The sequence below is a fragment of the Rhodovarius crocodyli genome, assembly GCF_004005855.1.
GTDB lineage: Bacteria > Pseudomonadota > Alphaproteobacteria > Acetobacterales > Acetobacteraceae > Rhodovarius > Rhodovarius crocodyli.
Genome location: NZ_SACL01000004.1, coordinates 40,150 through 58,307, shown reverse-complemented (window position 1 = coordinate 58,307; position 18,158 = coordinate 40,150). Strand labels below are relative to the sequence as shown.

The 18,158-nt window shown below is 68.7% G+C and carries 16 protein-coding genes; 3 read left to right on the top strand and 13 right to left on the bottom strand.

The features are described from left to right. Positions 1-4 precede the first annotated feature (4 nt). Positions 5-730, bottom strand: a complete 726-nt coding sequence (locus EOD42_RS12320; RefSeq protein WP_127787852.1) for a TenA family transcriptional regulator — start codon at positions 728-730, stop codon at positions 5-7. A gap of 147 nt (positions 731-877) precedes the next feature. Here EOD42_RS12320 and EOD42_RS12315 point away from each other — a divergent pair, with 147 nt between their 5' ends. Beyond that, a complete protein-coding gene (locus EOD42_RS12315; protein ID WP_127787851.1) occupies positions 878-1,858 on the top strand; it encodes a class I SAM-dependent methyltransferase in 981 nt (326 codons plus the stop codon). Between the two features lie 40 nt (positions 1,859-1,898). Here the strand turns inward: EOD42_RS12315 and EOD42_RS12310 are convergent, their stop codons facing one another. Continuing rightward, positions 1,899-2,831, bottom strand: a complete 933-nt coding sequence (locus EOD42_RS12310) for an NAD(P)H-dependent flavin oxidoreductase (protein ID WP_127787850.1) — start codon at positions 2,829-2,831, stop codon at positions 1,899-1,901. A gap of 100 nt (positions 2,832-2,931) precedes the next feature. Between EOD42_RS12310 and EOD42_RS12305 the strand changes: the two genes are divergently transcribed. Further along, the gene (locus EOD42_RS12305) at positions 2,932-3,780 is read left to right on the top strand and encodes an IclR family transcriptional regulator (RefSeq protein ID WP_127787849.1); all 849 of its coding nucleotides are present in this window, start codon (positions 2,932-2,934) and stop codon (positions 3,778-3,780) included. Positions 3,781-3,782: 2 nt separating this feature from the next. Further along, positions 3,783-5,339 (top strand): AMP-binding protein, encoded by a 1,557-nt coding sequence (locus EOD42_RS12300; RefSeq protein ID WP_127787848.1) that lies wholly within the window; start codon positions 3,783-3,785, stop codon positions 5,337-5,339. Here EOD42_RS12300 and sthA read toward each other — a convergent pair. From sthA to EOD42_RS12245, 11 genes are read right to left on the bottom strand one after another with little or no spacing between them, the layout of a single operon-like run. Beyond that, entirely contained in the window at positions 5,336-6,832 is a 1,497-nt protein-coding gene (sthA, locus tag EOD42_RS12295; protein WP_127787847.1) for a Si-specific NAD(P)(+) transhydrogenase, read from the bottom strand. The two genes, EOD42_RS12300 and sthA, sit on opposite strands and share 4 nt — an antisense overlap. A gap of 56 nt (positions 6,833-6,888) precedes the next feature. Beyond that, on the bottom strand, positions 6,889-7,683 hold the full coding sequence (locus EOD42_RS12290; RefSeq protein WP_127787846.1) for a hypothetical protein: 795 nt from the start codon (positions 7,681-7,683) through the stop codon (positions 6,889-6,891). A gap of 3 nt (positions 7,684-7,686) precedes the next feature. Next, positions 7,687-8,856, bottom strand: coding sequence for an iron-containing alcohol dehydrogenase (locus tag EOD42_RS12285; protein WP_127787845.1), 1,170 nt, complete (start codon positions 8,854-8,856; stop codon positions 7,687-7,689). A gap of 45 nt (positions 8,857-8,901) precedes the next feature. Next, complete coding sequence (locus EOD42_RS12280) at positions 8,902-9,633, bottom strand: hypothetical protein (protein WP_127787844.1); 732 nt, start codon at positions 9,631-9,633, stop codon at positions 8,902-8,904. Then, positions 9,633-10,676: an ABC transporter ATP-binding protein gene (locus EOD42_RS12275; RefSeq protein WP_127787843.1), complete on the bottom strand. Its 1,044-nt coding sequence runs from the start codon at positions 10,674-10,676 to the stop codon at positions 9,633-9,635. The genes EOD42_RS12280 and EOD42_RS12275 overlap by 1 nt, the downstream gene beginning before the upstream one ends. After that, positions 10,673-11,638, bottom strand: a complete 966-nt coding sequence (locus EOD42_RS12270) for an ABC transporter ATP-binding protein (protein WP_127787842.1) — start codon at positions 11,636-11,638, stop codon at positions 10,673-10,675. The genes EOD42_RS12275 and EOD42_RS12270 overlap by 4 nt, the downstream gene beginning before the upstream one ends. A gap of 1 nt (position 11,639) precedes the next feature. Further along, positions 11,640-13,073, bottom strand: a complete 1,434-nt coding sequence (locus tag EOD42_RS12265; RefSeq protein ID WP_127787841.1) for an amidohydrolase family protein — start codon at positions 13,071-13,073, stop codon at positions 11,640-11,642. A gap of 2 nt (positions 13,074-13,075) precedes the next feature. Continuing rightward, the gene (locus tag EOD42_RS12260) at positions 13,076-14,674 is read right to left on the bottom strand and encodes an ABC transporter substrate-binding protein (protein ID WP_127787840.1); all 1,599 of its coding nucleotides are present in this window, start codon (positions 14,672-14,674) and stop codon (positions 13,076-13,078) included. Between the two features lie 39 nt (positions 14,675-14,713). Continuing rightward, positions 14,714-15,583 carry an ABC transporter permease gene (locus EOD42_RS12255; protein ID WP_127787839.1) on the bottom strand — a complete coding sequence of 290 codons (870 nt, stop codon included), beginning with the start codon at positions 15,581-15,583 and terminating at the stop codon, positions 14,714-14,716. Then, entirely contained in the window at positions 15,580-16,521 is a 942-nt protein-coding gene (locus tag EOD42_RS12250) for an ABC transporter permease (RefSeq protein WP_127787838.1), read from the bottom strand. The genes EOD42_RS12255 and EOD42_RS12250 overlap by 4 nt, the downstream gene beginning before the upstream one ends. Continuing rightward, positions 16,521-18,146: an amidohydrolase gene (locus EOD42_RS12245; RefSeq protein ID WP_127787837.1), complete on the bottom strand. Its 1,626-nt coding sequence runs from the start codon at positions 18,144-18,146 to the stop codon at positions 16,521-16,523. Before EOD42_RS12245 ends, EOD42_RS12250 begins: the two co-directional genes overlap by 1 nt. Positions 18,147-18,158: the final 12 nt, after the last annotated feature.

Genomic DNA, 18,158 nt, shown 5'->3' with positions numbered 1-18,158 from the left:
GGGTTCAGGCCGCCTGCGCCACGGTGCCGGCCTCGGGCTCCACGTAATCGCGATACAGCGCGTTGGTGTAGAGCAGGCGCATCTCGGCGCCGATCTCGCAGATGCGCAGGCACTTCTGCTGCAGTTCCACCGTATCGGCGTGTTCGAGCACGATCTGGTAGCCGCGCTCGCCATGGATCTCGTCGGAGACGATGTGCAGGTCGAAGAACTCGACTTCCTCATCGGTGAAGCCGTACTTCTCACGCAGGGTCGGCGTCTGCTTGCGGTAGATACTGGGCACCTGGCTTTCGAGGCCGACGACCAGCCCGGCCACCGCCACGATCGGGTGCTCGCGCTGGGCCACGGTATAGCACCAGGCCTGCAGGGCGCGGGTGGTGGCGGACATGTTGTCGGGGTTGGTGACGCGTTCGCGGGTGGTGCCGCAGCACTCGGCGAAGCGGATCAGCAGATCGGTGTGGCGCGTGCCCCCGATCTCCTCCTCATACATGTTGGCCAGCAGGAAGTCCTTCGCCTCCAGGTATTCATGCGGCATGCGCGCATAGACCAGGGCCAGGTATTCCGCGAAGGGGCCGACATAGTGGTAGTGGTTCTCGGCCCAGCGGGCGAGCTGCGGGCGGGTCAGCGTGCCGGAGGCCCAGGCCTTGGAGAAGGGAGAGCCGTTCGCGCTCTTGCCCTTGATGGCGTTTTCGAGCGCGGTGCGGAACTCGTCGGGGTTCATCAATTCGGGCATGGCCTGGCTCCGGCTGGCTGGTGTCTGGCCAAACGGTATACAATCGACGAACCCAACGCAAGCAAGAAACCCCAGCCGCATTCCGGCGTTGCGTATCATATATTTCTTGGGCATGATCTTGCGTAAGCAGCAATCAGGTTACTGATCATGCTCCAGAAAACCATGACAATTCTCGCGAACATTCCCCCCGGGACACATCTGCCTGAGGGCGAGGACTGCTTCGACGAAGATGAGATCGCCCAGATCGGCCAGCTTCTTGCACGGCTGGTCTACGCGCCGTCGGGCCTGCGAAAAAAATTACAGTCTTATGGCGTCACGCTGACGCGCAGTGATTTCTACTCCGAGATTCCGACAATCGAGGACTTGGAACAATCCGCCTCCAGGGCCCGCCCTTTGAAATTGGATGGCCTGTTTCCGGCCCCGGCGATCATGAGGGCGTTTCTGACCGAGCTGGACGGATATGCTGCCGATTTCCGGCCGCCGATGGTCAGCGACGATCCGCATCGCTTCGCCTGGCAGAATGGATCCTTCACGTTCAGCGACGCCCTCGCCTATTACGCGATGATCCGCCGGTATCGGCCGCGGACCGTCCTCGAACTCGGCTCCGGCATGTCCACCCTCGTGGCGATGGAGGCCCTGAAGGCCAATGGCGAGGGCAGGCTGATCTGTGTCGAGCCCTTCCCGAGCGACATGCTGCGCATGCTGCCCGGCATCACCCTCATGACGCATAAGGCCCAGGAACTGGATGACGATTTCCTCAACCGCCACCTGACGGCGGGCGACATCCTGTTCATCGACACGACCCATACCGTGCGGCATGAATCGGATTGCCTGCACATCTATCTGCGCCTGCTGCCCAAACTCACCTGCGCCACCTATGTCCACGCGCACGACATCTTCCTGCCCGACGGGCTGCCGCTGCATCTGATGCGTGACCACCAGATCTTCTGGAACGAGCAGTACCTGCTCTATGCGCTGCTGCTGGAAAATCCGGATACCCGGATCCTCTACGGCAGCGCCTGGCACACCCGGCACAATCGGCAGGGGCTGGAGGCCTTCATGCGCGGGCGCTTCGCCCCCGGCGGGGCCAGCTTCTGGTTCAGCCGCACCCCCGGCAAGCCCGGCTGAAGCGGGCCGGGTGGCGTAACACCACCCGGCCGCCCATCCCTCAGGCTGCCATCCCGGGGGCCGCGGCCAGGGCCTCGCGATATTCCGCCCCCATGCGCGCGCACAGCTCACCCATCGACGGCACATCCCGGATGGCGCCAACCCCCTGCCCGGCCGACCAGATGTTCTTCCAGGGGCGCTTGTCGTGGTCGCCCACATGCTCGCTCTTGGCGTCGGGCAGTTCATCGGGGTTCAGCCCCGCGGCCTCGATGCTGGCGCGCAGGAAGTTGCCGTGCACGCCGCTGATGGCCGGGGTGTAGACGATGTCCGCGGCGCGGGCCGCCAGCACCATCTGCTTGTGCTCCTCGGGCGCCATGCTTTCCTTCACGGCGATGAAGCGCGTGCCGATATAGGCCGCATCCGCGCCCAGCAGACGCGCCGCCGCGATCTGGTTGCCGGTGGAGATCGCGCCGCCCAGCAGCAGCGGCCCCTGCCACAGCTGCCGAAGCTCCGGCACCAGCGCGAAGGCGCTGATCTTGCCCGCATGCCCGCCCGCGCCGGCGGAGACCGCGATCAGCCCGTCCACCCCGGCCTCGATCGCCTTCTCGGCGTGGCGGCGCGTGGTCACGTCATGGAACACCAGCCCGCCATAGCCCTGGATCGCCTTGATCAGGTCAGGCCGCAGGCCCAGCGACGTGATGATGAGCGGCACCTTGTACTTGATGGTGGTGGCCAGGTCCGGCTCCAGCCGCGCATTGGAGCGGTGCACGATCAGGTTCACGCCGAAAGGCGCGGCCCCGGCCGGCAGGCGGCCCGTGATCTCGGCCAGCCACGCGTCATAGCCTTCGGGCGTGCGCTGGTTCAGTGCGGGAAAGGTGCCGACCACCCCCGCCTTGCAGGCTTCCACCACATAGTCCGGCCCCGAGACCAGGAACTGCGGCGCAGCGACCACGGGCACGGACAGACGGCCCTGCCAGCTTTGCGGAAGTGGCATGTTTCCAACCCTTTGCGTTATGTGGGGCAAAGCCTAGCCCGTCGTTTTTGTGTTGCCTAGCGAAACGCATCTGCCACACTCGGCATCGGAGGAGACAAGCATGAAGCCCAAGCCGGGCCGCACGGCGGATGACGCGATCTCGCGTTCCGCCGTTCCGCTGCTGGATGACGAGGACGGGATCGGCGCGGCCCATGCCGAGGACCGGCGCTTCGTCTGGGCCCTCGCACGGGGGCTCGAAATCCTGCGTGCCTTCGGGCCCGAGCATACCGCCCTCAGCGTCGGGCGCCTCTCGACCATGACGGGCATGGCCAAGCCCACCGTCTCGCGCCTCACGCACACGCTGGCCGCCCTCGGCTATCTGCGGGTGGTGGATAAGCGCGGGCATTACGCGCCCACGCCCGCGGTGCTGACGCTGGGCTATCCCGTGCTGTCGGCCCTGAAGGTGCAGGATGCGGCGGCCGCCCCCATGCAGGAAATGGCCGAGGCCACCGGCTGCCTGGTCGGCATGGCGGCGCGTGATCGTCTGTCCATGGTCTTTGCCCAATGCGCGCCGCCGCCCTGGCTGGCCACGCTGCGGCTGGGCACCGGAAGCCGGGTGCCCATGGCGACAAGTGCGCTGGGCCGCGCCTTCCTGGCCGGGCTGGGCGAGGTGGAGCGCGACTTCCTGTTCGGCCGACTGGCCCTGCGCCATGGGGTGGAGTGGGAGGCCCTGGGCCCGCGCGTGGCCGACGGCATCGCCCAGGTCTCGGCGCGCGGCTTCTGCATCGTGGACGGCGAATGGCAGCGCGACGTGCGCACGGCAGCTTGCCCGCTGGTCACAGCCCATGGGGTGATGGCGCTGATGGCCGGCGCCCCCGGCTACACCATCACCAACGAAACACTGGAAAACGAGGTGGGGCCGCGGCTGGTCGCCTTGGCCGCGAAGCTCTCACCCCTGATCGGGAGTTAGCGATGACCCTGCAGCGCCACGCGCCAAGCTTTCCATCCCTCGCGATCCGGGCCTTCACCCGACACGCCGGGGCCCTGGCATTCGAGGACGGTCGCGGCGGGGTATCGCATGGTGCCGTGCTGGAACTGCTCGGCCGCTTCCAGGCGGTGCTCGCGGCGCGCGGCATCGGGCGCGGGCAGCGTGTGGCGCTGCTTTCGGCCAATCGCTGGGAAAGCTGGGTGGCGGGGCTTGCCGCCCAGGCGCTGGGCGCCGCCACCACATGGCTGCACCCGATGGGCGCGCTGGACGCCCATGTGTTCCAGATCGAGGATTCCGAGGCCGCCGCGCTGATCATCGACGCCGACGCCTTCGGCGCGCGCGGCGGCGAGATCGCGGCGCGCCTGCCGGGGCTGGACGTGCTGACGCTGGGGCGCGCGGAATACGGCGCGCCGCTGCTGCCATTGGCCGAGGCCACCGGCAGCCGCACGGCGCGCGACCTCTCGCGCCCCGACGACATCGCGGCGCTGAACTATACCGGCGGCACCACCGGCCGCCCCAAGGGCGTGCTGCGCGACAGCGCGGCGCTTTCTGCCATGGCGCTGACGATCGGCGAGGCCTTCGAGCTGCCCGCCACCCCGCGCTACCTGGCGGCCGCGCCCATCAGCCATGTCAGCGGCACCAACCTGGTGCCGTGCTTCCTGCGCGGCGGCTCGGCGCATCTGCTGCCGGCTTTCGACCCCGAGGAGCTGCTTTCCACCATCCAGCGCGCGCGGATCAACTTCACCCTGACCGTGCCCACCATGATTTATCGCCTGCTGGACGACCCGGCGCTGGAGCGGTTCGACACCTCCTCGCTGGAGCTGCTGCTGTACGGCGCCTCGCCCATGGCGCCGAGCCGGCTGGCCGAGGCGCTGGAGCGCATCGGGCCGGTGTTCTCCCAGCTGTATGGCCAGAGCGAGTGCTACCCCATCGCCGCCCTGCCCCGCGCCGACCACGACCCGTCGCGGCCCGAGCTGCTGACCGCCTGCGGCTTTCCCACCGCCTCGGCCCAGGTCGCGCTGCTGGACGATGCGGGCCAGGAGGTCGCGCCCGGCGAGGCCGGCGAGATCTGCGTGCGAAGCCCCATCGTGATGCAGGCCTATTGGAAGCAGCCCGCCGCGACCGAGGAAGCCTTCGCGCATGGCTGGCTGCACACGGGCGACATCGCGCGGCAGGACGAACAGGGGCGGCTTTATATCGTGGACCGCAAGAAGGACATGGTCGTGACCGGCGGCTTCAACGTCTATCCGCGCGAGGTCGAGGACGTGCTGGCCACCCACCCCGCCGTGGCGCTCGCCGCCGTGGTGGGCGTGCCCGACACCCGCTGGGGAGAGGCGGTGAAGGCCTTCATCGTGCTGAAGCCCGGCGCCGAGGTCGCGGCCCAGGACCTGACGGCGCTGGTGCGCGATGCCAAGGGCGCGGTGCATGCGCCCAAGCAGGTGGAATTCGCCGCCAGCCTGCCGCTGACGCCGCTCGGCAAGCTGGACAAGAAGGCGCTGCGGGCAGCGGCCTGGGCGGGGCAGGCGCGCGGGGTGGCCTAGCCCTCCTCGTCCTCATCCGCATCCCGCAACGGCGCGATGCTGGGCGGGATAGGCAGGCTGGGCGCCGTGCCCAGGGGCACCGCCGGCACTTCCGCCTCCGGCTCGCGCCGGGGCGTCATGCGGTTCCAGGCATCCAGCGCCGCGATCTTGTAGGCCTCGGCCAGCGTCGGATAATTGAAGGTGTTGTCGATGAAGTAGTCCAGCGTGCCGCCCAGGTTCAGCACCGCCTGGCCGATATGCACCAGCTCCGTCGCGCCCTCGCCCACGATGTGCACGCCCAGCAGCCGCCGCGTCTCGATCGAGAAGATCATCTTCAGCAGGCCGCCGTTGAGGCCCATGATATGCCCGCGCGAGGTCTCCCGCAGGCGCGCGATGCCGCATTCATACGGCGTGCCGGTCTTGCGGACCTCCTCCTCGTTCATGCCCACGGTCGAGATCTCGGGCACCGAGTAGATGCCGTAGGGGAAGAAGGTGGGGGCAGCCGGCAGCGGCTGCTCGCAGGCGTGGCAGGCAGCCACGCGTCCCTGCTCCATCGACATCGAGGCCAGGGACGGGAAGCCGATCACGTCGCCCGTGGCATAGATATGCGGGATCTTGGTCTGGAAGGTGCTGGGGTTCACCGTCAGGCGCCCGCGGTCATCGGCGCTGAGGCCCGCATGCTGCAGGTCCAGCGTATCGGTGGCGCCGACCCGGCCCGCCGCGAACAGCAGCATCTCCGAGCGCACGCGCCGCCCGCCATCCAGGATCGCGACCGGCTGGCCGTTCTCGAACTGGATGTTCTCCACCTTGGAGCCCATGCGGAAGCCCATGCCCCGGTCACGCAGCTGATGCACGAAATCATCCACCAGCTCCTGGTCGATGAAATCCAGGAACCGCTCGCGCGGCTCCACCAGCGTCACGCGCACATCCAGCGCCGAGAAGATGGTGGCGTATTCCATGCCGATGACGCCGGCGCCCACGACGGTCAGCGAGCGCGGCACCTTCTTCAGCTCCAGCAGCTCGTCGCTGTCGACCACCGTCTCGCCGTTGAAGGGGATATGGGCCGGGCGCAGCGGGCGGGTGCCGACGGCCACGCAGATGCGCGACGCCTCGATGATGCGGGTCTCGCCCGCCTCCAGCTGCACCTCGATGCGGTTCGGGTCCAGGAAGCGCGCGAGGCCGCGCAGCACATGCACGCGGTTGCGGGCGAACTGGTGGTCGAGCGTCTCGACCTCATGCTCCAGCGTCTTGTGCAGGCGCGACATCAGGTCGCCCGCGCCGATATCGGGCTTCACCCGATAGCCGAGGCCGTAGAAGCCGCGCTCACGCCAGCCGGTCAGGTTCAGCACCGTCTCGCGCAATGTCTTGGAGGGGATGGTGCCCGTATGGACCGAGACGCCGCCGACGCGCCGCCCCTTCTCGATCACCAGCACGGAACGCCCGAACTTGGAGGCCTGCACCGCGGCCCGCCGACCCGAAGGTCCGCTGCCGATCACCACGAAGTCATAGCGCATCCGCAAAGCTGCCTCGTTCTGCTCGGGCGACCTAGAGTGCCCCGGAGCGTCTCTTGTCAAGTCTGGTAGTGCAGTGCGGCATGCCGGCGCTCCAACCCGGCATGATAGGCGGACAGGTACGGGCCGACCCTGCCCATCAGCGATCCGCCGAGGCGCGGGTTGAGTTCGAACACCAGGGGCACGCCGTCCCGGACACGGTAATCGAAGCAGCAGGTGCCGTCGGTGAAGCCCACGGCGCGCAGAATGCGCCGGAAACAGGCCAGATGCGGCACCGGCCCGACCATCCATTCCGACGCAATCTCACCCACATGCATGCCCTTCACATGCGGCCCGGGGGGCATGTCGTAGCGGATCGTCGCCTCGAACAGGATCTCGCCGCCGCGCAGCAGCAGATGGGTCGCCCATTCCTCGACACCAGGCACATAGCACTGGAGGAACTCCTCCATCGGGTCGATGGGCAGCTCAGGGGGCGCGGTGAGGATCCGCGAATGCTCGCCCCAGGCGTCGCGGCGCCGCTTGAGAATGACCGGATACGCCGAGGGCGCATCCAATATCGGAGGGGCCAGCATCGGGGGGATATGCGCGCCGAGCCCGGCCTCGGTCACCGCCCGGTTGAAGGCGTATTTGTCGTGGCACAGCGCCTGCGCCGATGCGCTCGTGAACAGCGCATTCGGCGCGGCCCGGCGTTCCAGGATGGGCTGGTCATGCAAGGTCAGCGGAACGACGATGTCGAAGGCGGCCAGATCCACGGTATCGAGCGGCGCCATCGTGGCCGCCCAGCCGGCGCGTGCCGCCCCCTCGCTCAGCCGGGCCTCCCATTCCGCCCGCATCCCGAAGAGGACACGCTTCACGGCTCAGCGACCATAGGCTTCCTGATACAGCGCGATGATCTCGTCCGCGTCAGGCACGCGCGGGTTGTTGCCGGGGCTGCCGCTGGCCAGCGCCTGGCTGGCCATGGTCGGCAGCAGCCGGTTCCATGTATCCGGGTCGATGCCATGCGCCGCGGGCGTGGGGACGTTCAGTTCGGCGTTCAGCGCCGACAGTTCCTCCAGCAGCTTGGCGCCCGCCACCTGGTCGGCGTCGCCGGCGCCGGCACAGCCCATCAACCGCGCGGCCTGCGCATAGCGCGGCAGCGCGCTGGCCAGCGAGAAGCGCGTGACCGCGGGCAGCAGCATGGCGTTGGACAAGCCGTGCGGCACATGGAAATGCGCACCGATCGGGCGGCTCATGCCATGCACCAGCGCCACGGATGAATTGCTGAAGGCAAGGCCCGCCAGGGTGGCACCCAGCATCATCGCCTCCCGCGCCGCATGGTCATCCGGGCGATGATAGACGGCACGCAGGTTGGGCCCGATCACGCGCATCGCGCGCTCGGCGAACATGTCGGCCACGCCGTTGCGCTTCTGGGAGACATAGGCCTCCAGCGCATGGGTGAAGCTGTCGATGCCGGTATCGGCGGTGGTGCGCGGGGGCACGGTCAGGGTCAGCTCGTAATCGACCACGGCCGCCAGCGGCAACGCGCCGAGCCCCGCGATCAGCATCTTCTCATCGGTCTCTGTGTCGGTGATGACGGTGAAGCGGGTGGCCTCGCTGCCGGTGCCGGCGGTGGTAGGCACGCAGATGACGGGGGCCGCCGCCATGTTGGCCGCATGCGGCACCTTCAGCGCGCGGATATGGGCGGGTGCCTGCGGGTGGGCCATCAGGGCGATGGCCTTGGCCGTGTCCATCGGGCTGCCGCCGCCGAAGCCGATCAGGCAGTCATAGTCGCCGGCGCCGAAGGCCGCGGCGCCCGCCATCACCACCGTGTCGGTCGGGTCGGGCACCGTCTCATGGAACAGGCCGGGGCGGATGCCGGCGGCCGCCAGCGGCGCCAGCAGCTTCTCGACCGTGCCGGAGGAGACCATCCAGGGGTCCGTCACCACCAGCGGGCGCGAGAGGCCGAGCCCGGCCAGCACCTCCGCCACACGGCCCACGGTACCGCCGCCGATCAGCAATTGGCGGGGGGACTGGATATTCTGGATCATGGCGCTTCCTTGGTTCTTGGCGCCAGCATCGCAGGGGCGGGGCGGCTACGCCAAGCCCCCGGCCATCTCGTCGGCCAGCACGGTTTCGATCAGCGCCTCCATGCCGCGCAGCGCGGCGGCGGCCGCGGCGCCGTCCATGACGCGGTGATCGAAGGAGATCACGGCATCCACCGCCCCATCCCCGCCGATCGGCCCGAAGCTGAGAAACACCGGCATGAGGCTGACCGTATCGAGGATGAGCGCCCCCTGCCCGCCCAGCGCCGAGATCACGAAGCTGCCGGCATAGCGGTGCAGCGGCAGGGCCGTCGCCATCGCCAGCCTCAGCGCCAGCCGCCGCAACGGCCAGGGCAGGCGCGCGAAGCGCAGCATCCGCCGCGTGGTCCTGTCATCGGCGGCGGTCTTGCTCTGCGCCAGCCGGGCGCCGATGGCGGCCAGGCTCTCGCCGCCCGGGTCGCGGATGCGCGCGCCGGTCAGCATGGCCTCGCCCTCATGCTGCCGCTCGACCAGGATGCAGGCAGCGGCGCTGTTCACCTCCACCAGGCTGGGCCAGGGCAGCGAGACATGCATCTGCCGCAATACCGGGCGCTCCCGCGCCAGCAGGCCGAAGGCCTTGGCGAAGATGGCGGGCCAGGGCGGGCGGTCCGCGCAGGCCTCCCGCGCCGCCAGGGCGCGCGGCAGATGCAGCCGCGCCGTGATGATGCAGCGCGGCACGCTGAGCGACGCCCAGGAGATGTCGGCCATGAGCCGCCGCCCCGGCGAGAGGCGGAGCCAGCGCATCAGCCCGCCAGCGACCGGGCCGCCGAGGCCTCGGCATAGCGCGCGAGGCGCCGGCGCGCGGCCTCGCTGATATGCCCCTCATAGGCCGCGCCCATGGGCGGCAGCGTGTCGGCATGGTGGCAGGCGACACTGTGCGCGCCGCCGGTGGCGACGGGGTCCTGGCTGCGGCAGATCTCGGTCGCGAAGGGGCAGCGGGTATGGAAGTGGCAGCCCGGCGGCGGGTTCAGCGGGCTCGGCAGGTCGCCGCCCAGCGGCTTCACATGGCCCCGCCGCGCGGGGTCGGGGTGCGGGATGGCCGCCAGCAGCGCGCGCGTATAGGGATGGCGCGGGTTGGCGAACAGCTCGTTCGTCTGCGCGACCTCCACGATGCGGCCGAGATACATGACCGCGATGCGGTCGGCCATGTGCTTCACCACCGCCAGGTCATGGGCGATGAACAGGAAGGACAGGCCGAATCGCGCCTGCAGGTCCTTCAGCAGGTTCACCACCTGCGCCTGAATCGACACGTCCAGCGCCGAGACGGGTTCGTCGCACACCACGAGCTCCGGCTGCACGGCCAGCGCGCGGGCAATGCCGATGCGCTGGCGCTGCCCGCCCGAGAACTCATGCGGGTAGCGGGCCGCGTGATAGGGCGCGAGGCCCACCAGGCCCAGCAGTTCCTCCATCCGCTTGCGGCGTTCGGCCGGCGTGCCGATGCCGTGCACCTCCATGGGCTCCATGATGGCCTCACCCACGCGCAGGCGCGGGTTCAGGCTGGCATAGGGGTCCTGGAAGATGATCTGCGCGTTGCGGCGGAAACGGCGGAGCGCGCCGGGGGAAAGGGCCGTGATGTCCTCTCCGTTGAAGCGAACGGTCCCGCGTGAGCGTTCGATCAGCCGCAGCACCAGCCGGGCGGTGGTGGATTTGCCGCAGCCTGATTCGCCCACCAGCGCCAGCGTCTCGCCGCGCTCCAGGGTGAAGGACACACCGTCCACCGCCTTCACCGCGCCCTTGCCGGACGGGTAGTGCTTGGCGATGTCGACGACTTCCAGAAGATGGGTCACAGCGGCGCCTCCAGGCAGGCGGCGGCATGGTCGGGCGCGACCTCCCGCAGGGCGGGCGGGGCCTGGGTGCAGGCCTCGATGCTGAAGGGGCAGCGGGGGGCGAAGCGGCAGCCGGGCGGCCAGGCGAAGGGGGGCGGCACCGCGCCCTCGATGGCGGTCAGGCGGTCCTTCTCCTCGTCCACGCGCGGAATGGAACCGAGCAGGCCCAGCGTGTAGGGGTGTTGCGGATCGTCGAACAGCTCGGCCGAGCTGCTGCGCTCCACCACGCGGCCCGCATACATGACGGAGACACGGTCGGCCATTTCCGCGATCACGCCCAGATCATGGGTGATCAGGATGATGCCCATGCCGTTCTCGGCCTGAAGCTCGCGCAGAAGTTCCAGGATCTGCGCCTGCACGGTCACGTCGAGTGCGGTGGTGGGTTCGTCCGCGATCAGCAGCTTCGGCTTGCAGGCCAGCGCCATGGCGATCATCACGCGCTGGCGCATGCCGCCCGAGAGCTGGTGCGGGTATTCGTCGAAGCGCCGCGCGGCGGAAGGGATACGCACCCGGTCCAGCACCGCCACGGCCCGGTTGCGCAGCTCGGCGGCACTCAGCGAGGGCTCATGCGCGCGCATCGCCTCCGTGATCTGATAGCCGATGCTGTGGACCGGGTTGAGGCTCGTCATGGGCTCCTGGAAGATCATCGCGATCTCCCTGCCCCGCACCGCGCGCATCTGCCTGGCCGAGAGGTCGAGCAGATTGCGCCCTTCCAGCAGAACCTTGCCTTCCACCACCCGGCCGGGATGGGCCAGCAACTGCATGATGGAGAGCGACAGCACGGATTTGCCGCAGCCGCTCTCCCCCACGATGCCCAGGGTCTGGCCACGCTCGACGGCGATGGAGACGCCGTCGACGGCGCGCACCTCGCCCGCCGAGGTCTTGAAGGAAGTGACCAGATTCTCGACCGACAGCAGCGTCATGTCACAGCCACTTGTAGGTGGGCGGCGAGATCTTGTCGGTCGGCCGGTGTGCCCAGTCCTGCTGCGGCGCGTTCTGCACGGTGCGCTTCTGCGCCTCGGACAGGTTGGCGGCGGCGGCGGCGAAATCCATGGTCAGCACCTTGCCGTCGCCCACCACCTTCTGCCCGTCCACGTACACGTCCTTCACCGCACGATCGCCGGCGGCATAGATCAGCGCCCGCAGCGGGTCATAGTTGGGCTGCATGCGCGGGTGCGTGGCGTCCACCACCACGAAATCCGCGCGGCAGCCGACAGCCAGCTTGCCGATATCGTCACGGCCCAGCGCCCGCGCACCGCCGATGGTGGCGGCGTTGAAGATCTCGGTGGTGGTCGTCGTGCGCGGGTCGTTCGCCTGGGTGCGCGCCAGATAGGCCACCAGCCGCAGCTCATCGAGCATGTTGTGCGGATAGGTGTCGGTGCCGACACCCATGTTCACGCCGCTGCGGCGATAGCGCCCGAAATCCTTCATCGCGATGCCGCGCCGGGCGAACACGGTCGGACAGTGGGCCACCGTGGTGCCCGTGTCGGCCAGGATATCGATGTCGCGCCTGGTGTGCCAGGGCGTGGAGGGATGGTCGTCCAGGAAGATGCCGTGGCCGATCACCGCGCGCTCATCCAGCAGGCCCATCTCATGCAGCCACTGGATGGGGGTGAAGCCGTGGCGGCGGGTGATCTCGTGGAACTCGACCACCGACTGCGCGGCATGGATCTGCCAGGAAATCCCGCGAGACTTCGCCTCCGCGCGGCTGTCGCGCAGCAGGCCGGGGGCGCAGGTGTCGATCTGCGCCGGGCAGGCCATGCCGAACAGGCGGCCCGAAGGGTGCTGCTCGGCGCGCTGGATGAGGGTGAACGCCTCCTCCATCGCTTTCTCGCCGGCCTTCTCGTCCCACTCATATTCCACGACATGGCCGTTCTTGGTGTACCAGCGCGCGGATTTGAACATGGGCGCGATGCACACGCGCATGCCCGCCTCGGCCAGCAGGTCCAGCCAGCCGGGATGGGCCATGGACAGGTCGGCCAGCGTGGTGACGCCAGAGAGCAGAAGCTCACTCAGCGCCACCCGCACGCAGTCCTGCACCGCCGAGGAATCGCCCCGGAAGATCGGCATGAACTCATACAGCGAGGAGTTATACAGGCCCGGGCTGCCGATCTCGTCGAGCAGCCCCTTGTTCATCGGCTCGCTGGTGGGGTGGGAATGGATGTTCACCATCCCCGGCATCACCAGCAGCCCCTTGCCGGAGATGATGGTGTCGACCGGGCCATCATAGCCCCGGCCGACGAAGCGGATCACGCCGTCCTCAAAGACGACGTCCCCACCCGGCATGTAGGCGTGGCGCTTCTCGCCTGCATCCCAGGCGACGACGAGCTCAGCCTCTCGGATCAGCGTGATCGTCATGGTCAGCGCACCACGCGCAGGTCGAGCCCGCGATAGATGCCGATGCCATACAGGCCGTGGGCGCGCGCGCCCTCGACACGCTGGGTGGCGAAGACCGTCAGCTGGTTGCGCGCCAGCGTCAGCCAGGGAGCCTGTTCGGCCAGGCGGCGCTGGATGTTGGCGGTGGCGGTGGCGCGGGCCTCAGGCGTCAGGCCGCGGCGGGCTTCCTCCAGCCAGGCATCCGTCTGAGGGTCGTTCCAGTTCATCCGGTTCGGCGAGGGACGGTTGCGGCTGTGCCAATACAGCGACAGCGCGTCAGTGGCCGAGATGTAGGGGTAGCTGAGGATGTAGGCGTCGAATTCCTGGGTCGCCAGGCGGCCCCAGGCGACGGTCGCATCGAACAGCTGCACGCGCATCTCGATGCCCACCTGGCGCAGGCCCTGCTGGATGATCTCGGCGGCGCGCTGGTTGGCCAGGTTGTTGATGGCATACATCAGGAAGGTGGCGCGCTGGCCGTCCTTCACGCGCACCCCGTCGGGGCCCATGCGCCAGCCGGCCTCATCCAGCGTGCGGCGGGCGGCGGCGGGGTCATAGTTCGGCACCATCGCATCCGACTGCGCGTCGTAGTCGAGCGCGTTGGGGTTCACGATGTTCCGCGCGGGCGTTGCATGGCCGGACCAGATGGCGCGCGCCAGGCCCACGCGATCGACCGCCATATGGGCGGCCCGGCGGATGGCCAGGTCGCTGACGACGGGCTTGTCCACCTTGAAGCCCATGAACACGTCCCAGAAGTAATTCTCCTGGTTCGAGGTGCGCAGGGTGGGCACCCGGCGCATGCCGTCCCAGAAGGCCTCGGGGATGTACTGGGTGATGTCGGCCTGGCCGGCCTGCAGGGCGGCCACGCGGGCCGCGGCCTCGGGGATCACGCGCCACACCACGCGCTCGACATGCGCGGGGCCGCGGTTCTGCAGCACGGGTGGGCCCCAGCGATAGGTCGGGTGGCGGGTCAGCACCAGCTCACTGCGGGGGGTCCAGCTGGCCCAGCAATAGGGGCCGGTGCCGTTGAAGCCCTGCACGCCGAAATTGTCGCCCAGGCGCTCGACCGTCGCGCGGTCCACGATGGAGCCGAAGAACTGCGTCAGCTGCGACAGCAGCTCACCGAAGGGCTCGTTCAGCTCGTACTCGACCGTGTAGGGGTCGACGGCGCGCACTTCCTTCACGTTGCCCGCTCGCCAGGCCACGGGCGAGACCACGCGCGGCGTGGTGCGGCCGATCCAGCGGTTGATGGAATAGACCACGTCATCGGCCGTCAGCGCACGGCCGTCGCAGAAGGTCACGTCGCGGCGCAGGTGGAAGGTATAGGTCTTGCCGTCCGGGCTCACCTCCCACCGCTCGGCCAGGCCGGGACGGATGGTGCGCATGTCGAAGTCCATGCTGACCAGCGTGTCGGACAGCATGGTCAGCACCTCGCCGCCGGCCAGCGCCGTGGTGCGGTGCGGATCGTAGCGGTCGCTGTCGATCTCGCGCATGATCGTGATCTGGTTGCGCGGCTGCTGCTGGGCAGCGGCCGGCAGGGCCATCGCCAGCCCGAAGGCCGCCGTGGCGATGGTCTTCCAACGCATTCTCATCATTCTCTCCCGAAGCTCCCGGACGGAGTGTGTTCAGATACGCAGGCGCGGGTCGAGCGCGTCTCGCAGCGCGTCACCCAGCACGTTGAAGGCCAGCACCACAGCGAAGATGGCGATGGACGGTACCACGCTGATATGCGGCGCGATGAACAGGAAGTTGCGCCCCTGGGACGCCATGGCCCCCAGCTCCGCCACCGGCGGCTGCGCGCCGAGGCCGAGGAAGGACAGCGCCGAGCCGAGCAGGATCACCTGCCCCAGCCGCAGCGTGGCAAACACGAAGATCGGCGACAGGCAGTTGGGCGCGAGGTGCCGCAGCATGATCCGCTTGTCGGTCATGCCCACGGCGCGCGCGGCCTCGATGTAGTCGAGCCCCATGACCACCACGGCGGCCCCGCGCACGATGCGGGCCATCAGCGGGATGGTGGCGATGGACAGGGCGATGATCACGCTGGTCAGGCCCGGGCCGAAGATGGCGGCCAGCGCCAGGCCGAACAGGATGGCCGGGAAGGACAGCAGGATGTCCATGAAGCGCATCAGCAACCCGTCCAGCCGCTTGTAGTAGGCAGCCAGGAAACCCACCAGCGCGCCCAGCACGCCGCCGATGATCAGCGACGTCAGCCCCATGAACAGCGTGACCTGCAACCCGTACAGCGTGCGGGCGAAGATGTCCCTGCCCTGCCCGTCCGTGCCGAACCAATAGTCGGCCGAGGGCGGGGACATGATGGACATCAGGTCCGTCTCATACGGATCCTTCGGCGCCAGCCAGGGTGCGAAGACCGCGGCCAGCACGATGAGCACGACGAAGACCAGCGCGATCGCGGCCCCCGTATCCTTCATCAGCATGCGGAACGCGGAGGGCCGGCGCGGCGCGGTGACGGGGCCGGCGGAAGCGGTGGCGCTCATGACAACCTCACGCGCGGGTCGAGCACCGCATAGAGAAGATCGACCGCCAGGTTGATCAGGATGAAGCCCAGCGACAGGACGATGATGGTGCCCTGCGCCATCGGGAAGTCGGAGGACAGGATGGCACCGACGGCCAGCCGCCCGACCCCCGGCCAGGAGAAGATGGTCTCCGTCACCACGGCTCCGCCGAGCAGGAAGCCGATCTGCAGCCCGATCAGCGTGATGACCGGGATCAGCGCATTGCGCAGCGCGTGGCGCAGCACCACCAGGAACTCGTTCAGCCCCTTGGCACGGGCGGTGCGGACGTGGTCGGCCGAGAGCATGTCCACGACGGCCGTGCGCGTCATGCGTGCCACCGGCCCCACGAAAACGCCGCCCAGCGTCAGCGCCGGCAGAATGATCGCCATGATGCCGTCCATGGTCCAGAGCGGGCCGCCGCGACCGGTGAAAGGCAGCAGCTGCCACTGGAAGCCGAGCAGCCAGATCATCAGCAAGCCGATGAAGAACACCGGAACCGACACGCCGGCCACGCTGATGGCCATGATGCCGCGGTCGATCAGCGACCCGCGCCAATAAGCGGCCAGCGTGCCCATCAGGATGCCCAGCGGAATGGACCAGAACAGCGAGGCGACCATCAGTTCCAGGGTCGGCCCGATGGTGTCGCCCAGCTCCTGCGTGACGGCCACGTTGTTGATGATGGACACGCCCAGGTCACCCTGGAACAGTCGCCACATATACAGGCCGAACTGCTGCCACAGCGGCTTGTTGAGGCCCAGCTCCTCGCGGATGGCTTCCACCACATCCTGCGTGGCCTGGGGGCCTGCGCGGATGATGGCAGGGTCGGTCGGCACCACCTGCATCAGGAAGAAGCCGACAAGCAACACGCCCAGCAGCACCGGGATCGCGAGCGCCAGGCGCTGGAGGGCGTATTTCGCCATCAGCCGATTTCCGAATGCCGGTCGAAGATCGTCTCGCCGCCGCGCAGGGTGATATGCGCGCTGGTGGTCAGCAACTCCTCGGGCGCGCCCTGGAAGATATCGCGGGAGAGGACCGCGATGTCCGCGTCCATGCCCGGCTCCAGCGTGCCGCGCGCGCCCTCGGCGAAGGTGCTGTAGGCGCCGTTCACCGTGTAGCAGTGCACGGCTTCCTCCAGCGTCAGCGCCTCATGCCCACCCAGCACCGTGCCCTTGTTGGTGCGGCGCGTGACCATGGTGAACAGGTTGGCGAAGGGGTCGTAGCTGGAAACCGGCGCATCCGAGGACGCGCTCGGGTGCGCGCCCTCATCGAACCAGGTGCGCATGGGATAGGCGTTCTCAGCCCGCTCCAGGCCCAGATTCTCGATGTAGAGGTCACCGAACTCATACATGAAGGCAGGTTGCGGCACCGGCAGGATACCGCGCGACAGCATGCGGCGGCGCTGGCCGCGCGTCACGAAGCCGCAATGCTCGATGCGGTGGCGGCGGTCGGGGGTCGCACCCGCCTCCTCCATGCCGATCAGCACCTGCTCGATGGCGGCATCGCCGATGGCGTGGATGTCGAGCTGCCAACCCTGGTCGTGATACTTGGCCAGCAGGGCGTGGATGGTGTCGGTCGGGAAGGTGAACACGCCCGTGCCGCCACCCGCACTTTCCAGATACGGCTCGAAGAAGGCCGCCGTCAGGCCGCCCGCGCTGCCGTCGGCAAACACCTTGATGGCGCCCCAACGCAGCATGGCGGCCTGATCATCACCAGGCTTCCAGGGGCGCATGCCCGCGGCCCAGGCCTTGTCGGCGATGCCCTCGGGGTTGCCCGCGATCACCTGCCACATCCGCTGCTTGAGGCGCCCCTGGGCGAGGCAGTCCTCATAGGCCGCGATCTCCTCGAGATCCGCCGTCATGCCGACATTCATGTCGGTGGCCGAGGCGAAGCCCAGGCTCGCGAGCCGCTGGCCCGCCGCCTCGATGGCGTCCACCATATGCGCCTTGTCCGGGCGCGGCAGGGCCACCTTGATCAGGTACATGGCCCGCTCCTGGATCATCCCGGTCAGCTGGCCGCCCTTGCGTTCGATCACCCCGCCCTCAGGGGTGGGCGTGTTGTGGCCGATGCCCGCCGCGCGCAGCGCGGCGCTGTTGGCCACGCCCATATGTCCGCAGGTGCGCACGATCCAGACCGGATTGTCCGGGGCGGCCGCATCCAGCTCGCCGATGGTCGGGTGGCGGTTCACATCCAGCGCGCCGTGGTCGTAGCCGCGGCCGACGACCCACTGGCCCTTCTGGGAGGCCGCGGCACCGTCCTTGATCCGGGTCAGCAGCGTGTCGAGGCTCTTCACCTCCTCGGCGCGCAGGTTGACCTGGGTAAGGCCCAGCCCCACCGACAGCAGGTGCATATGGGCTTCGTTGAAAGCGGGGATCGCGCAGCGCCCCGCGAGGTCGATGCGCCTGGTGTCCGGGCCCGAGGCCGATTCGACGTCGGACAGGGTGCCCACCGCCAGAACCTTGCCTCCGCCGATCGCGACCGCCTCGGCCTTTCCGGCCGCCAGGCCGCGAAAGACCGTCCCCCCGTGCAGTATAATTTCAGCCTTCATTCCACCATGCTC

Excerpts from the sequence above, each read along its gene's own strand:
- EOD42_RS12320 (WP_127787852.1), bottom strand. The coding sequence starts at position 730 with ATGCCCGAATTGATGAACCCCGACGAGTTCCGCACCGCGCTCGAAAAC.
- EOD42_RS12315 (WP_127787851.1), top strand. The coding sequence starts at position 878 with ATGCTCCAGAAAACCATGACAATTCTCGCGAACATTCCCCCCGGGACA.
- EOD42_RS12310 (WP_127787850.1), bottom strand. The coding sequence starts at position 2,831 with ATGCCACTTCCGCAAAGCTGGCAGGGCCGTCTGTCCGTGCCCGTGGTC.
- EOD42_RS12305 (WP_127787849.1), top strand. The coding sequence starts at position 2,932 with ATGAAGCCCAAGCCGGGCCGCACGGCGGATGACGCGATCTCGCGTTCC.
- EOD42_RS12300 (WP_127787848.1), top strand. The coding sequence starts at position 3,783 with ATGACCCTGCAGCGCCACGCGCCAAGCTTTCCATCCCTCGCGATCCGG.
- sthA (WP_127787847.1), bottom strand. The coding sequence starts at position 6,832 with ATGCGCTATGACTTCGTGGTGATCGGCAGCGGACCTTCGGGTCGGCGG.
- EOD42_RS12285 (WP_127787845.1), bottom strand. The coding sequence starts at position 8,856 with ATGATCCAGAATATCCAGTCCCCCCGCCAATTGCTGATCGGCGGCGGT.
- EOD42_RS12280 (WP_127787844.1), bottom strand. The coding sequence starts at position 9,633 with ATGCGCTGGCTCCGCCTCTCGCCGGGGCGGCGGCTCATGGCCGACATC.
- EOD42_RS12270 (WP_127787842.1), bottom strand. The coding sequence starts at position 11,638 with ATGACGCTGCTGTCGGTCGAGAATCTGGTCACTTCCTTCAAGACCTCG.
- EOD42_RS12265 (WP_127787841.1), bottom strand. The coding sequence starts at position 13,073 with ATGACGATCACGCTGATCCGAGAGGCTGAGCTCGTCGTCGCCTGGGAT.
- EOD42_RS12260 (WP_127787840.1), bottom strand. The coding sequence starts at position 14,674 with ATGCGTTGGAAGACCATCGCCACGGCGGCCTTCGGGCTGGCGATGGCC.
- EOD42_RS12255 (WP_127787839.1), bottom strand. The coding sequence starts at position 15,583 with ATGAGCGCCACCGCTTCCGCCGGCCCCGTCACCGCGCCGCGCCGGCCC.
- EOD42_RS12250 (WP_127787838.1), bottom strand. The coding sequence starts at position 16,521 with ATGGCGAAATACGCCCTCCAGCGCCTGGCGCTCGCGATCCCGGTGCTG.
- EOD42_RS12245 (WP_127787837.1), bottom strand. The coding sequence starts at position 18,146 with ATGAAGGCTGAAATTATACTGCACGGGGGGACGGTCTTTCGCGGCCTG.